Source organism: Shewanella chilikensis (assembly GCF_002836945.1).
Lineage (GTDB): Bacteria > Pseudomonadota > Gammaproteobacteria > Enterobacterales > Shewanellaceae > Shewanella > Shewanella chilikensis.
The window spans coordinates 14481-31034 of record NZ_NIJM01000023.1 but is presented as its reverse complement, the minus strand read 5'-3'; the positions used below and the strand labels follow the sequence as shown (position 1 = coordinate 31034).

Genomic DNA, 16554 nt, shown 5'->3' with positions numbered 1-16554 from the left:
CGCATCTTCCCGAACGCTTCAGCTAACATAGAAAAACCCCACTAACAAAGTTAGTGGGGTTTTGCGTCAGCTCCCGGAAACCGTTAAGCCTCTATAGCTATTGGCATTGAGTTCCATGAGCTGACTTAGGTTATTGCGATAATCTATGCAATAACTTAAACCGCTGACTGGAAGATCACTTCACCGGCCTTCTTGGTGTAAGACTCCAGTTGGTCGAAGTTCAGGTATCTGTAGGTATCGGCCGCTGTTGCGTCCAGTTCCTTGGCATATTCCTGATACTCTTCAGGGCTTGGCAAACGTCCCAACAGCGCTGCAACGGCAGCCAGCTCGGCAGAGGCCAGGTACACATTGGCCCCCGTACCCAGGCGGTTCGGGAAGTTACGGGTAGAAGTCGACACCACGGTCGCACCTTCAGCAACCCGCGCCTGGTTACCCATACACAGAGAACAACCGGGGATCTCAATACGGGCACCGACGCGGCCGAAGATACCGTAGTAACCTTCTTCGGTCAGCTGATCCTTATCCATCTTGGTTGGCGGAGCAATCCACAGACGAGTAGGCAGCGTCTTGGCGAACTTGTCCAGCATCTTACCCGTGGCGCGGAAGTGGCCTATGTTGGTCATACAGGAACCGACAAACACTTCATCAATCTGAGTGTTGGCTACCTGAGACAGCAATACGGCGTCATCGGGATCGTTCGGTGCACACAGAATAGGCTCTTTGATCTCATTCAGATCGATCTCAATAACCGCTGAATACTCGGCATCCTTGTCGGCTTCCATCAGTTCAGGGTTCGCCAACCACTCTTCCATGCCCTTGATACGACGTTCTATGGTACGACGGTCGCCGTAGCCTTCGGCAATCATCCACTTGAGCATGACTATGTTGGAGTTCAGGTACTCGATGATAGGATCTTTATCCAGCTTGATGGTACAACCGGCGGCAGAACGCTCGGCAGACGCATCAGACAGTTCGAATGCCTGCTCAACCTTGAGGTGCTCCAGACCTTCGATTTCGAGGATACGGCCGGAGAAGATATTCTTCTTGCCCTTCTTCTCAACGGTCAGCAGACCCATTTCGATGGCCTTGTGCGGAATCGCATGCACCAGATCACGCAGAGTGATACCAGGCTGCATCTTGCCCTTGAAGCGCACCAGCACAGACTCAGGCATATCCAGTGGCATAACACCGGTAGCGGCGGCAAAAGCCACCAGGCCGGAACCGGCTGGGAAAGAGATACCGATTGGGAAACGGGTGTGCGAGTCACCACCTGTACCTACGGTATCAGGCAGCAGCATGCGGTTCAGCCAGGAGTGAATAACACCGTCACCAGGACGCAGGGAAACACCACCGCGGTTCATGATGAAGTCAGGCAGAGTGTGGTGAGTATTTACGTCAACAGGCTTGGGATAAGCGGCAGTGTGACAGAAAGACTGCATGGTCAAATCAGCACTGAAACCGAGACAGGCCAAGTCTTTTAGCTCGTCACGAGTCATAGGGCCGGTAGTGTCCTGAGAACCGACAGAAGTCATCTTGGGTTCACAGTATTGGCCAGGACGGATACCTTCTACGCCACAGGCCTTACCTACCATCTTCTGCGCCAGGGTGTAACCCTTGCCGGTATCGGCAACGTCACCTGGACGCACGAAGACATCGGAGGCTTCCAGACCCAGAGCTTCACGGGCCTTGTCGGTCAGACCGCGGCCGATGATCAATGGAATACGGCCACCGGCACGCACTTCGTCCAGCAGCACATCAGTCTTGAGTTTGAATTCAGAGATAACTTCGTCGCTATCGTGACGGGTCACTTTACCGGCATAAGGGTAGATGTCGATAACATCGCCCATCTCCATATTGCCCACATCCAACTCAATAGGCAGAGCACCGGCATCTTCCATGGTGTTGAAGAAGATAGGAGCTATCTTGCCACCGAGGCAGAAGCCACCGGCACGCTTGTTGGGCACGAATGGAATATCATCACCCATGAACCACAGCACAGAGTTGGTCGCCGACTTACGGGAAGAACCTGTACCTACCACGTCGCCCACATAAACCAGTGGGAAGCCCTTGGTTTTGAGTTCTTCAATCTTCTTGATTGGCCCTACTACGCCTGGCTGATCCGGCTCAATACCGTCGCGGGCGTTTTTCAGCATCGCCAAAGCGTGCAGTGGGATATCGGGACGTGACCAGGCATCAGGAGCCGGAGACAGATCGTCGGTGTTGGTTTCGCCTGTGACCTTGAATACGGTCAGAGAGATTTTCTCGGCCAGCTTGGGACGGCTGAGGAACCACTCGGCATTGGCCCAGGACTCAACCACTTGCTTGGCATAGGCGTTACCCGCCTTCATCTTCTCAACCACATCGTGGAAGGCATCGAACATCAGCAGGGTGTGGGACAGAGCCTTGACCGCCAGCGGGGCCATCTGCTCGTTGTCCAATTGGCGGATCAGGGGTTCGATATTGTAACCGCCCTGCATGGTGCCCAAGAGTTCCAGCGCACGCTCGGCGCTCAGGATTGGCGATTTCACCTCACCCTTGGCAACGGCATCCAGGAAACCGGCCTTAACATAGGCGGCTTCATCAACACCTGGGGGAATACGATTTTCGAGCAGGTTAAGAATAAATTCTTCTTCGCCTGCAGGTGGGTTTTTCACTAATTCAACAAGCTCAGCCACTTGATGTGCATCCAATGGCTTAGGGACTACGCCCTCAGCAGCACGCTCTTCGACGTGTTTACGATATGCTTCTAGCACGGCAACATTCCTCTTTGTTAGGCGCTCTTACGACTGCACGTCTTCATGAATGAAGCTGACAGCCCCACAGGATCGACCCGTAAATTCCGGCCTGCAGTATACTACAGCTTTGCAAAAGTATGAATGAGATCACACTAAGGCAACTGAGAAATCGTGGCAAAATCCCAAGGTCGGCAACACACTAAGCCCCTCATTAAACAAAGGAAATTAGACAATAGTTTGAAAAAATGATTTTTTCATTTAAATACAAATAATTAGATTGTAGTAATCGAATTAAATTCAAACGCCTTCAGCCAAGCATCCCAGCCGGGATAATTTTGCATCCCGAGGCCGATTTTCGTTATCCTGCGTCCAAATCCGCGCCGTTTTTGAGACTTTTCCATGCAAGCACCCGCAATACAGGCCGTTATTTTCGATATGGATGGGATATTAATTGACTCAGAGCCCGTCTGGCAGCAAGCCGAGTTTCAGGTTTTACACTCGCTTGGAATGAGCGTCAGCCGCGAGGCCATTGCGCTCACCACCGGCCTGCGAATCGATCAAGTGGTGGACTTCTGGTTACAGCGCTTTCCCGAGGTCAAAGTAGATCCTCAATATATCGCCGATCAAATCATAGCGGCGGTAATCGCCTATATCCGCCGCGATGGCAAACCCATGCGCGGTGTTGTCGAAGCCCTCAGCGCCTGCCGCAGCCGAGGTCTGAAAGTGGGTCTGGCCACCTCTTCCTCCTGGGATATTATCGATGCCGTGCTTGGCAAACTCGCCATAACAGAAGCCTTCGATGCGATACAATCGGCTCAGGATTTTCCCCTCGGTAAACCCCACCCTAAGGTTTATCTCTCCTGCGCCGCCAAACTGGCGCTGGCGCCGAGCCGCTGCCTGGCGGTGGAAGATTCTTTCAACGGCCTGATAGCCGCTCGCGCCGCCAATATGCAGACCTTGATAGTCCCGGCAGCCGAGCAGCGCCAGGATCCCCGCTGGGCCGCGGCGCATTATCAGCGTGATAGCCTGGAAGCCCTGCCGACACTGCTTGATACCCTATAAACCACCAGATACAACAGAGCCAGGCATCTGCCTGGCTCTGTTTTCTGGATAATCCGCCTTACCAGATCTTCACTCTGTCCTCTTCCGACAGATACATCTTGTCAGTCGGCTTGAGGTCGAAGGCTTCGTAGAAACCTTCCACGTTGCGGGGAGTACCCATGGCGCGGTAGTGGCTGGGTGAATGGGGGTCAGTCAGCAGACGACGTCCCAGCTCCTCATCACGGTAGTTGCGGCGCCACACCTGTGACCAACCGACGAAGAAACGCTGATCGCCGGTCAGGCCGTCCATTACCGGCGCTTCTTTACCGTTGAGGCTCAGGTGATAAGAGCGCAGGGCAACGGTCAAGCCACCCAGATCGCCTATGTTCTCGCCCAGAGTCAAGTCACCGTTGACGAACTTGCCAGGCAGAGCTTCAAACTGGCTGTACTGGGCAGACAGCTGCGCACCGCGCTTCTGGAACTCTTCGCGGTCTTTGTCTGTCCACCAGTTGCGCAGGTTACCGTCGCCGTCATACTTGGCGCCCTGATCATCGAAACCATGGCTGATCTCGTGGCCAATCACCGCGCCTATGCCACCATAGTTCACCGCGTCATCGGCTTCCATGTTGAAGAAAGGCGGCTGCAGAATGGCGGCCGGGAACACGATTTCGTTCATCACAGGGTTGTAGTAGGCGTTCACCGTTTGCGGTGTCATGTGCCACTCAGTGCGATCGATTGGCTTGCCCAGCTTAGCCAGCATGTCCTGATACTCGAAACGGGCATAACGCTGATAGTTCCCCACCAAATCGTCGGCCTTGATCTCCAGATTGCTGTAGTCCTTCCACTTGTCCGGATAACCTATCTTGTAAGTAAACTTGGACAGTTTTTCCTGAGCCGCTTTCTTGGTCTCGGGTGTCATCCACTCCAGCTCATTGATGCTGACTTCAAAGCCCTTGATCAAGTTTTTGATCATCGACTCCATCCGCGCCTTGGCTTCCGGCTGGAAGTGACGGGCTACATATTCTTTACCCACCAGCTCACCAATCACTTGGTCGGCGCCATCGACGGCCCGCTTCCAGCGCGGTTTTTGCTCCTGAATACCCATCAAGGTTTTGCTGTGGAAATCAAAGTGCAAATCGACAAACTGCTGGCTCAGCAAACCGGCGTAGGAGTCCACCAGATGGAATGCCAGGTAGTCTTGCCAGGCTGAAACAGGGAACTTGCCGAACTCGGCGCCCAACTTCTCAAAGTAGGAAGGTTGACGCACTATCACGTCCTGAGTCTTGCCGCTTAGACCGGCCGCCTTGGCGAAACCGTCAAAGTCGAAGCCGCCCATCAGCTGCTGCAACTCTTTCAGGCTCATCTTATTGTAAGCCTTGTTGGCATCACGGGACTCGACCCGGCTCCACTGGCTCTGGGCGATAAAGAGTTCAATGTTGGCGACATTGGCTGCAGCGGCATCGGCGTGCGGGTAACCGGCGGCACTCATCAGGTTGCGAACATATTCACGCATCGCTTCGCGATTGGCGACAAACTTGGGATCATCCTTGAGGTAGTAATCACGATCCGGCAGTGTCAGGCCGCTCTGGTACAGGTAAACCCCGTATTGGCTGGAATTCTTGGCATCGTTATTAACGTAAAAACCAAAGGGAATGCCGGAGCCATCGGTCAACAGTTTGCCCATCAGCGCGGCAACATCGGCATGGCTGGCGGTTTTGGCGATATCGGCCAGTTGTCCCTTGAGCGGCGCAATCCCCAGTTGGTCAGCAAGAGTGCTATCCATATAGGCGGCATAGAAATCGCCTATCTTCTGCTCCACCGAACCTTCAGCTTTATTAGGCTTGGCGGCGGCTTCTTCGATAATCTGTTTCAGGGCAGCCTGGCTTTCTTCATAGAGCACAGAGAAAGCACCATAGTTGGATTTGTCGGCCGGAATAGGCGTAGTAGCCAACCACTTACCGTTGACGCTGTAGTAGAAATCGTCCTGATGACGAACCTGGTGGTCAAAGTTCTCCAGCTCAATACCGGAGGCCTTTTTCACTTCTGCTTGCGACTGCGGCGCTTGCTGGCTGGCACAGGAAGCCAGACCAAGGCTGAGGGCGATGCCCAGTGCCAGGGTGGTTATTTTGCTCATTTTCTTTCCCGAATTTGTGATTGTTCAGATAGTTATATTGTTACAAAGATACCAGCTTCAAACCTTAGCACTCCCTGTGACCAGTCTGTAGTGGATTTTTGTAAATAACTATGAACACCACTGACCTGGTCAACAATAAGACTTAGAAGTTTTTGCCGAGAAACAGGTAAACCGCCTTTTCACCGTTATCACTGAAACCAAAGCCGATCGCGGCAGGGCCCAGCTGAGTCTCTGTCCCCAGATACAAACTGCTGGAATAGATGAGATCGTTGAACATCACATGCTCATCAAGACCCCAAACGTTACCCGCTTCCAAACTGGCTCCCAAGTAAAGCGGAAAGTCCTTCATCCCCAGCGCATCACGACCGAGATCGTACTGATAAATGAAGGCACCGAACACCTTTTGGGCGCCGGCAATAGAATTCTTGTGGTAGCCGGAGAGATTAAGGAAACCGCCGAGGTCGGATACATAGAGAGTAAAGTTGCCGTCTTTATCCACGTTTGCATAGGATGCCTTACCCACAAAAGAGTGGCTGCCAACACTGACTACCCCTTTCCAGTCGGCTTCTATCTGGAGCGAACGTTCCGGATCCGTCTTGAACTCGCCGTCTTCATACTCTTCATTACGCAAATAGATATTCAGAGTAAAACGGTTACCTGAGGTGGGGAAACTGATGCTGTCCAGGGTATCGTAGCCGAGCTTCAAATAGGCGCCATAGGTGTTGAACTTGAGATCATCGAAGAAGGCATCATTGGAGACCACTCCCGACTCACCCGTCAGCCCCAGCTCAATCCGGCCCTGCTTGACATAGTTGTACCCCAAACCCAGGTCGACTCTGTGACTCTTGCGATCCAGCTCGAAGTAAAGCTTGTTGGCATCAAACACATCCCAACCTTTGATCTCGTATTGGTATCGGGCGCGGGCATAGAACTGCTGATCTCTGTCCAGAGGCTGGTAAAATTCGGTACCGAGCAGCTTCTCAAAGCCCATCTTGAGCTCGTTGCGCCATTCACCACCGTTTTCGGTCAAGTCCGTCATGGTCACGGCACCATCCAGGGTCACTGCCGAATCCAGTGAGAAATCGTCCTCCCAATTCAAGCCAAACTGGAAATAGTTAGGTCCCCAGGACTTGGCCTTGGTGGTTACGGTTAACACTCGGCCTTCATCAGTATCCTGAAACTCGGCACTGACACGTTCAAACTTATTCAGTGAGTATAACCGCGCAATACTCTCGTCCAGTTGCTGTTTGGTAACTCTGTCACCCAATTCGATACCCAGAGTATCACCCAGCAGTGAGTCGCTGACCTTGGACCTGTTATCGAAAACTATCCGGGTAACCGGGCGATCCAAGTTATCCAACCAATCACGACTGGCGTCGCGTTTTTGCCGGACATAAGCGCGGTATTCCTCAGGAGACACGGCCAACTGGCTCAATCTGTCGGTGTACCGTACGGCAGCTGTCACCCCGGCTTCCAGCGCCTTGGGCATATCGGCGAAATCTGTGGTGCTGAGGTTGTCGATAGCCGGGCGGATCAGGATATCCTCCTTGGTCAACAAGGCCTTCTGCCGCTCTGTGCTGGCGTTGGTCAGCATGGTAGACAACTGGTCCAATACCGCTAAGGTGCCGTTAAGCTTCTCCCTTTTCACCAAAGGCGAACCTATATCGACGGCGATAATGACATCGGCGCCCATGGCCTTGACCACATCCACCGGCATATTGTTGGCAATACCACCATCCACCAGCAACTTACCATCGATTTCAGCTGGTTGCAGCGCTCCCGGCACTGTCGCTGAGGCCTGCATCGCCTGCACCAGGCTGCCACTGCTGATCACTACCGGCAGACTGGTTTCCAAATCTGTCGCCACCGCCCGATAAGGAATGGAGAGTTCATTGAAGCTGTTGAACTCACGCACCAGATCTGTGGTATTGCGATACAGTTGCGACATGGTTTGCCCAAGAAGTACGCCACTGGGCGACTGTACTTCACCATCACGGATACCAAGGTTAAGCGGAATATTGTACTTATCTCTTTGTTGCTTATCGCGGTAACTCATGGCCTGGCGCGGGATGGTGTCCGAGTACCCCTTGGACCAGTCCTCATTCATCATAATGGTTTCAATTTCTGTGGCGCTGTAGCCAAGCGCATAGAGGCCGCCGACATAGGCGCCTATGCTGGTACCGGCAACATAATCGACAGGAATATTGTTGGCCTCGAGCATCTTGAGTACCCCAACATGCGCAGCACCCTTGGCACCGCCGCCACTGAGTACCAGGCCTACCTTAGGACGTTCGGCCGCCACCGCAGCCACACTCAACAGAGTGCCAATCAAAACCAGTAAGCGCAGAGAGGGTTTCATACCTAGCAAGAGTTCCAGAATTAGAGTCGGTATATTCTAACAAAGAATTTACAGCAAAGAGAAAGTTCCAATAGGGTATAAACAAAGATCATAAATCGCACGTTTCGTAAAACCAGGATGCCAGTTCACCAGCAGGTACAGGCTTGGCAAAGTAGTAACCCTGAATGATATGACAACCTCTATGGGTGACCTGTTGCAGCTGTTCCCGGGTTTCCACCCCTTCGGCCACCACCTTGAGTTTGAGATTACGGGCCAACTCGACAATACTGCTGACAATCGCCTGATCGGCACTGTTGCCGGCAATATCTTTGAGGAAGGAGCGATCAATTTTCAGGGTATTCACTTCAAAGTGACGCAAATAAGCCAGCGATGAGTAGCCGGTGCCAAAGTCATCAATGGCCACCTCTATGCCGTGGGCTCTCAGTTGTCTCAAATGCTGGCGGGCAAGCTGCAGCTCTTTCATCAACACCCCTTCGGTGATCTCCAGCGCCAGATATTCGGCCGGCATTCCGGTTTCTTCAAGGATATCGAGCACGCCACTGATAAATTCCGGGTGACGGAAATGCACTGCGCTGACATTTACCGACAACTTGAACGGCTCCGCCGCATTCTTGCTCCAACGGGCCCCATCCTCACAAGCTTGGCGCAGCACCCAACGGTCGATAGCAATTATCAACCCACAGGACTCAGCCACCTTGATGAAAATATCCGGCCGTACAAAACCTTCGCTCGGATGATGCCAACGCAGCAAGGCTTCCATACCGATAAACTTTTGCTGCTGTTTTACATCAAACTGACCCTGGTAATAGAGCTCAAACTCGCCCTGCTCTATGGCGTGGCGTAAATCGGCTTCCAAACGGAGATGATACAAAGCCTCGGCATTACGCTCACTGGAATAGTATTGGAAATTCCCCCTGCCCTCTTCCTTGGCGTGATACATGGCTTGATCGGCGTTCTTGATCAACATCTCAGGTTGTCTGGCATCGTCGGGCCAGATACTGATGCCGATACTGGTGGAAATAAAAAACTCCCGTCCATAGAGTTCAAACGGCTGAGCTATCTGCGCCAACAGACGCTCACAGAGGCGATTGAGCTTATCTATCTCGGCATCCTGTACCAGGATCACAAACTCATCACCGCCAAACCTGCACAACACCTGCTCCGGCCCCATCACTGACTGCAGCCTATTGGCGGCCTCTATCAGCAGCGCATCTCCCATGCTGTGGCCGTAGGAGTCGTTAACATGCTTGAACCTGTCCAGATCCAAAAACAGCAAGGCCAGCTTATGTTGCTGATCTTTGGCCCCTTCGATTGCCTGTTGCAAACGGTTGGCAAACAGCGACCTGTTCGGCAAACCGGTCAGCACGTCATAGTTCGCCAGGCGGCGCAGATCCGCCTCGGTGCGTTTGCGCTCAGTGATATCGGAAAACACCACCACATAGTGTTGCACCCGCTCCTTGCGATCCTGCATCAGGGAAATATTGAGCCACACAGGACAGCGCGACCCGGCCACACCAACAATTTCCAGCTCGCCGGTCCAGGAATCTATCCCTTGCAGTAAAATGGCGACCTTATCTTTATGGAAGTTTTCACTGACCACCAACTCGCCGAAGTGCCGTCCCTGCAGGCTCTGCCTATCCTGACCTACTATCGACTCTGCCGCTCTGTTGGCGACCTTGATGACCTCATCGGCGTCCAAAATAAACACCCCTTCAGAGGTGTTTTCAAATGCCTGCGCCAGCAGCTCTACCTCCTCTTCCAGTTGCCGCTTGATGGTGATGTCGGAATAAATCCCGGCTGCCTTGAGCACCTTGCCGGAAACCGGATCGTGACTGACCGGCCTACCGCGCACCCTGAGCCAGCCCCAACTGCCATCCTGACGCATATAACGGTATTCAGACTCAAACCTGTCACTCTCACCTTCCAACATCCTGCGCCATTCGTCCAAAGCGGCAGTCCTATCATCTGGATGCACCGGCAACTTATCTATCCCGATAAGAATAAAGTCTTCACCACTGCCCAGCACGCCACCGCGATTATCCAGATGAAACTGGCCGGTATCACGGCGCCATTCCCAGAGATCCGATTCACTGCCCCTGAGTGATTGCCTCAACCTGTCATCGCTTTGGCGCAGCGCCAGGTTCATAGTCATAAAACGTTGTACTTGACGCTGCCGAAAGATCACAACACTGAGCAGGGCTGCCATCGACAACAGTAACAACAATCCCTTGAACCAAAGGCTCTGCCACCAGAACTGGTCAACGGTAAAGGGGAAACGGAAGGGCTCCGACTGCCAGATACCGTTGTTTTGACTGATCACTTCCAATTGATAAGGGCCAGGAATTAATCCGGAAAGATTGATTTGTGACTGATTTTCCAGCAGTAGATAATTCAACTCATCTTCCCCTGGATGCCGCAAACGGTATTTGAGGCTAATGGGCGCATCATCCAGGTAGTCCATGCTGCTCAGTTGAAAACTGAGCATTCTGGCTCCGGGAGCAATGAGTTGTTCAGGAGTCGGTACCAAACTCAGCTCTGTTTTATTGTCATAATAAACCGCAATCGACTCAACAATGGCGCCGTGCTTTGGAATACGATTAACCATGCCGGCAACGTCCAGCAGTATCACCCCATCCGGCGTACCTACATAGAGGCCCTGCTGCGGCTGATAGAAGTATGCCCCTTCGTTGAGTTCCTCCCCCAACAAACCGTCATCATTATTGAATACCTTGATTTCACCACTACTCTTTTCCTGACGGATCAACACATAACTGCATCCCACAACTCGGTAGTCGCCGGTATCCTGCAAAAAAAATACTGTGTTGCAGTCCAATTGCCATTCTTGCGTCAAACGGCGAATATTCATGGTCTGCAAGTCCAGCTCGATCAAGCCTCCCTGCCGGGTGGCCAGCCAAAAACGATCCGGACTCAATTCCAACCATTGGCTCACCGTCGGCATATGCGGCAAGTCATCAAATACCGACGCCAACGAGCGGAAGCCACCGCCCTTTTCCAGGTAACCGAACGACTTATTGCCACCTATCCACAAGCGCTGCCGACTATCGCGATAGACACCGTAAATCGCAGGATTATTGCCACTGGATTCAGTATCCGGCAAAGTCTTTTGCGCTATCTTGCCTTGAGTTTGATCCCACTCATACAAACCGCTGCTGGTCGCAAACCACCAAAGGTTGCCCTCATTCAAAGCCGTGATCACCGTCTTGTGACTCAGAGACTGCCCGCTGCCGTTCCAATCCCCCAAGGGTTGCCCTTCCAAGGTCTGCTTGTTCATCACAAATAAGCCATTGGTGGTCGATAACAACAGGTGATTCTGGTCCAAATTATCTATCTTGTAGATGCTGTCATTGACCTCCATCCCTTTGGGAAGCGTAGTTTGGCTCTGTTGGGTATTTCGATTGACGGCCAACAACCCTGAGTCGGTTCCCAGCCACAGCATCTCACCGTCGGCCAGTATGGCCCAAACCATGGAATCACTGAGCTTGTAAGGTTCAGAAGCGCTGAAACTATCCAGAATAAATTCCGGTGAATCGGCTACCACTGCCAGCGAATGCCCCGTGCCACCAACCCAGATCAGGCCATTGCTGTCCACCTGCAGGGCATTGATATATTCGATACCGGCCTTGAGCTTCAACTGTTCTTTATACTGTTTTAATTTGCGGCTATCCGGAGACCAGTTTAACAATCCCTGCTTGCTGGCAATCCACAGGTTTCCCTTGAGATCTTCGGTGATTTCACTGGTAAAAAAAGGGATTTCGGCCACGGCCTCTATGCTGTTGGCAGCCAGATCCACCCGATAGAATCCTTTGCTGGCGGCCACCCAGATCCGCTGTTGGCTATCCAGAAACAAGGCATTGAGACGTCCATAGTTATCCTGCCAGGGTAAACGCTGCAATACATCGCCATTGTGCGATCTCAGCTCCAAGCCATAAGCGTTCCCTATTAGTAAGGCACCACTCTCAAGCTGTAACAGCTGATCCCAAAGCAAATCGCTGTCGAAAGGTAAATCAAACAACTTACTAAGCTGTTGCAGGTCCTGACTCAGGCGCCAAATCTGACCTTTTTCCGTTAACAGCAGCCAGCCGCCAGCGGTCGATTGCAAGCTCTTCATTAAACCGCCACCCTGATAATCCGGAAACAGCTCATCGCTGCCAAACTGACGGAAACGGTTATCGGCTATATGGTAGAGATAGGCGTGCGACAGAGTACTGACCAGCATCTGTTGTTGCCCGAGAGACTTGACCAGGGGTAGATACTCATCGGCCATCCGCGATTCCAGACCATCGCGATCCAAACGGCGGATATTGGCGTTGCTGAGGCGATACAGTCCCTGTTCGGTAGAGAGCCAGATAAATCCCCGCTCATCCATACTGATGTCGAGAATACTGGTGTTGATCAAACCATCCCTGGAAGAAAATACCCTTTTAACCAACTCGTCGGCATCTGCCGATGCAGCCCCGAAAAAAAGGCTGAGCAGTATAGCAATACCTGCTGTTATTAGTTTTCTTATCATCGGTTGATGAATGACCTTGGTGACCAGTCTTGAATGTACCAGCTAGACCACCGAATTTCATCTTGTAAACAACAGTTCGTTTACAAGGATTGCACTTGATATAAAAAAATCGGGCCCAGCTAACTGGACCCGACTTCAACCCTGCCAGGGAACAAGTCCCCAATCAGCAGATTACTTTTTCTTTTTTGCCTTTGGGTTAGGCAGATCTGTGATTGAACCTTCGTAGATCTCGGCCGCCAGCCCTACAGACTCGTGCAGAGTCGGGTGAGCGTGAATGGTCAGCGCCAGATCTTCGGCATCACAACCCATCTCGATGGCCAGGCCGATTTCACCCAGCAACTCACCGCCGTTGACACCCACAATAGCGCCACCGATCACTCTGTGAGTCTCTTTGTCGAAAATCAGCTTGGTCATACCTTCGCTGGCATCGGAAGCGATAGCACGGCCGCTGGCTGCCCATGGGAAGGTCGCGGTTTCGTATGCTATGCCCTGCTCTTTGGCTTCTTTCTCGGTCAGACCAACCCAAGCCACTTCAGGATCTGTGTAAGCGATGGATGGGATAACTTTAGGATCGAAGAAGTGCTTCATACCGGCAATCACTTCGGCGGCCACGTGGCCTTCATGCACACCTTTGTGAGCCAGCATTGGCTGACCAACTATATCACCCACGGCGAAGATGTTGGCCACATTGGTACGCAGTTGCTTGTCGACATTGATAAAGCCACGCTCGTCAATCTTGACCCCGGCCTTGTCGGCATCAATCAACTTGCCATTGGGAGTACGGCCAATGGCCACCAGCACTGCGTCGTAACGCACTGGCTCGGCAGGTGCCGACTTACCTTCCATAGACACATAAATGCCGTCTTCTTTGGCTTCAACCGCTGTCACCTTGGTTTCCAGCATCAGGTTGAATTTCTTCTTGATCTGCTTGGTAAAGACCTTAACCACGTCTTTATCCGCCGCAGGGATCACCTGGTCGAACATTTCAACCACGTCGATTTCACTGCCCAGAGACGAGTAAACAGTACCCATTTCCAGACCTATGATACCGCCGCCCATCACCAGCATCTTGCCTGGGATCTCTTTCAGTTCCAGTGCATCGGTAGAGTCCCAGATACGTGGATCTTCATGAGGAATGAAAGGCAGCTGAATTGGGCGAGAGCCGGCAGCTATGATGGCGTTGTCAAAGTTAACCACTGTGGTTTCACCGTCGGCACCTTTCACTTCGAGGCTGTTGGGGCCAGTGAACTTACCGAAACCGTTAACCACCTTAACTTTACGCATCTTGGACATACCGCCAAGACCATTGGTCAGTTGGCCGATCACTTTCTCTTTAAAGCCACGCAGCTTGTCGAGATCTATTTTTGGCTCGCCAAACACAACACCGTGATCCGATACCGCCTTGGCCTCTTCAATCACTTTGGCTACATGCAACAGGGCTTTGGAAGGAATACAACCCACATTCAGGCATACGCCACCCAGAGTGCTGAAACGCTCAACAATCACTGTCTCCAGGCCTAAATCTGCCGCGCGAAAAGCCGCAGAATAGCCAGCAGGGCCAGCACCTAATACCACTACCTGAGTTTTGATTTCGTTACTCATTTTTTCCTCTGATTTCTTTCATTCCGTTGGGGACAGCCAGCCCAACCTGCGATGCGCCAGCTCGAAAGTGCTTGTCTCGTAAGGTGGGCGCATTTTAACCCGTGTTTGACACTGATCACAATAAACAAAAGGCCGCCCCGAAGGGCAGCCTGTTGTGTTAGAGGATCATTGTACGAATATCGGACAAGATCCCTGACAGAGTGACACTGAAGCGTGCCGCCATCGCCCCGTCGATCACCCGGTGATCATAAGACAGTGACAGTGGTAACATCAGCTTTGGCTCAAACTCTTTACCGTTCCACTTCGGCTTGATCTCAGACTTGGACACCCCGAGAATTGCCACATCCGGATAGTTGACGATAGGCGTAAACGCGGTACCGCCGATACCACCCAGGCTTGAGATAGTGAAGCAGCTGCCTTGCATGTCGGCTGCCTTGAGCTTGCCGTCGCGGGCCTTGATCGAAATTTCGGTCAGCTCACGGCTGAGCTCGATAATCCCTTTCTTGTCCACATCACGCACCACCGGCACAACCAAACCGTTTGGCGTATCAACCGCCACCCCTATGTGGAAGTACTTCTTGCGGATCAGCGATTCACCGTCCGGGCTCAGGCTGGAGTTGAATACCGGGAACTGCTGCAGCGTCTTGGCAACCGCCTTCATCATGAACACCAGCGGAGTGATCTTCACATTCAGCTTCTGCTTGGCAGCCAATTCATTCTGCTGCTTACGGAAAGCTTCCATCTCTGTGATATCAGCCTCATCGAACTGAGTCACATGGGGAATGGTCACCCAGTTGCGGTGCAGGTTAGGGCCGGAGATCTTCTGGATCCGGGTCAGTGGTACTTGTTCCACTTCACCGAACTTGCTGAAATCTACCTTAGGCGCATCGATAACCTGCAGACCACTGCCGCCGCCGACAGAAGTCGCCGCCGTGGCCTTGGGCCGTGACAGTTCATATTTCACATAGGCCTGCACATCCTCTTTGAGGATACGGCCCTTGCGACCCGTACCTTTCACCTGAGTCAGGTCCACACCGAACTCACGGGCCAGGCGACGCACCGCCGGAGAAGCGTGTACCGCACCTGTGTTAGGCTGGGCACCGGCGCTCGGATGATGCGGCACAGGTGGGCGGCTCTGCGCTGCAGGCGCGGCCACTGGAGCCGGTGCGGGGGCAGGGGCCGCCTGAGCTGGGGCTTCTGCCGGTGCAGCAACTGCTGCGGGAGCAGCGCCTTGGGTCTCAACCGTGGCAATCACGCTACCCTGAGACACCTTGTCACCCACTTTGACGGTCAGAGAAACCAGCTTGCCACCGAAGGGCGCCGGTACTTCCATGGTCGCCTTGTCGGTTTCCAGAGTGATCAGCCCTTGATCGGCACTGATCTCATCACCTACCGCCACCAGCACTTCGATAACGTCCACATCGGCAGCATCACCGATATCGGGAACCGCAATCTCTTTCACTTCAACTGTGGCAGGCGCGGCTGCCTGAGCGGCCACCGGCTGTGCGGCTGCTTGAGCCGCTGGCGCTTGTGGCGCTTCGGCAGAGGCGCCAACTTCCAGCAGCAACACCAAAGAGCCCTGGGAAACCTTGTCGCCAACCTTCACTTTCAGTGACTTGACTGTACCCGCCTGAGGCGAAGGTACATCCATGGTCGCCTTATCGGTTTCCAGCGTGATCAACCCGGCGTCGGCTTCGATAGCCTCACCTTCGCTCACCAGCACTTCGATAACATCGACATCTGCGGCATCGCCAATATCCGGCACTGTCACTTCGATGACCTGGCTGCCACCGGCTGCAGGTGCGGCCGGCGCCGCCTGTTCTGCAGCTGGCGCGGGAGCCGCTGCCGGAGCAGGCGCGGCTTCAGCCTTGGGCGCCTCTGCAACAGGAGCCGCTTCTGCGCCTTCGGCAGTCATCAAGGCTATCAAGGTGCCTTCAGACACGCTGTCGCCAACGGCCACTTTCAATTCTTTGAGCACACCGGCGAATGGCGCAGGAATATCCATGGTCGCCTTGTCGCTTTCAACGGTAATAATGGAGTCTTCAGCCGCCAGGCTGTCACCCACATTGGCACAGATCTCAATAACCTGTACCTCGTCCCCGCCAATATCGGGAACCAGTACTTGTTTCATATCAGCCATTCTGCTTCACCT

7 protein-coding genes are annotated in these 16554 nt (G+C 53.1%); 1 reads left to right on the top strand and 6 read right to left on the bottom strand.

Annotated features, from left to right (window positions below; all coding sequences use genetic code 11):
- Nucleotides 1-155: 155 nt before the first annotated feature.
- Nucleotides 156-2753: a bifunctional aconitate hydratase 2/2-methylisocitrate dehydratase gene (gene acnB / locus CX651_RS10545; RefSeq protein WP_101055966.1), complete on the bottom strand. Its 2598-nt coding sequence runs from the start codon at nt 2751-2753 to the stop codon at nt 156-158.
- A 381-nt stretch (nt 2754-3134) separates the two neighbouring features.
- On the opposite strand from acnB, the gene hxpB reads away from it, so the two are divergent.
- Complete coding sequence (gene hxpB / locus CX651_RS10540) at nt 3135-3797, top strand: hexitol phosphatase HxpB (RefSeq protein ID WP_101055965.1); 663 nt, start codon at nt 3135-3137, stop codon at nt 3795-3797.
- A gap of 58 nt (nt 3798-3855) precedes the next feature.
- On the opposite strand, the gene CX651_RS10535 is transcribed toward hxpB, so the two are convergent.
- The 5 genes from CX651_RS10535 to aceF form a co-directional block, all read right to left on the bottom strand.
- Nucleotides 3856-5910 (bottom strand): M13 family metallopeptidase, encoded by a 2055-nt coding sequence (locus CX651_RS10535; RefSeq protein WP_101055964.1) that lies wholly within the window; start codon nt 5908-5910, stop codon nt 3856-3858.
- 142 nt (nt 5911-6052) lie between these two features.
- Nucleotides 6053-8269: a patatin-like phospholipase family protein gene (locus CX651_RS10530; RefSeq protein WP_101055963.1), complete on the bottom strand. Its 2217-nt coding sequence runs from the start codon at nt 8267-8269 to the stop codon at nt 6053-6055.
- Nucleotides 8270-8357: 88 nt separating this feature from the next.
- Nucleotides 8358-12800 carry an EAL domain-containing protein gene (locus tag CX651_RS10525; RefSeq protein ID WP_101055962.1) on the bottom strand — a complete coding sequence of 1481 codons (4443 nt, stop codon included), beginning with the start codon at nt 12798-12800 and terminating at the stop codon, nt 8358-8360.
- A 171-nt stretch (nt 12801-12971) separates the two neighbouring features.
- Complete coding sequence (lpdA, locus tag CX651_RS10520; RefSeq protein ID WP_071476775.1) at nt 12972-14402, bottom strand: dihydrolipoyl dehydrogenase; 1431 nt, start codon at nt 14400-14402, stop codon at nt 12972-12974.
- 157 nt (nt 14403-14559) lie between these two features.
- Nucleotides 14560-16542: a dihydrolipoyllysine-residue acetyltransferase gene (aceF, locus tag CX651_RS10515; RefSeq protein ID WP_101055961.1), complete on the bottom strand. Its 1983-nt coding sequence runs from the start codon at nt 16540-16542 to the stop codon at nt 14560-14562.
- Nucleotides 16543-16554 lie beyond the last annotated feature (12 nt).

Excerpts from the sequence above, each read along its gene's own strand:
- CX651_RS10530 (WP_101055963.1), bottom strand. The coding sequence starts at position 8,269 with ATGAAACCCTCTCTGCGCTTACTGGTTTTGATTGGCACTCTGTTGAGT.
- CX651_RS10525 (WP_101055962.1), bottom strand. The coding sequence starts at position 12,800 with ATGATAAGAAAACTAATAACAGCAGGTATTGCTATACTGCTCAGCCTT.
- aceF (WP_101055961.1), bottom strand. The coding sequence starts at position 16,542 with ATGGCTGATATGAAACAAGTACTGGTTCCCGATATTGGCGGGGACGAG.
- lpdA (WP_071476775.1), bottom strand. The coding sequence starts at position 14,402 with ATGAGTAACGAAATCAAAACTCAGGTAGTGGTATTAGGTGCTGGCCCT.
- hxpB (WP_101055965.1), top strand. The coding sequence starts at position 3,135 with ATGCAAGCACCCGCAATACAGGCCGTTATTTTCGATATGGATGGGATA.
- CX651_RS10535 (WP_101055964.1), bottom strand. The coding sequence starts at position 5,910 with ATGAGCAAAATAACCACCCTGGCACTGGGCATCGCCCTCAGCCTTGGT.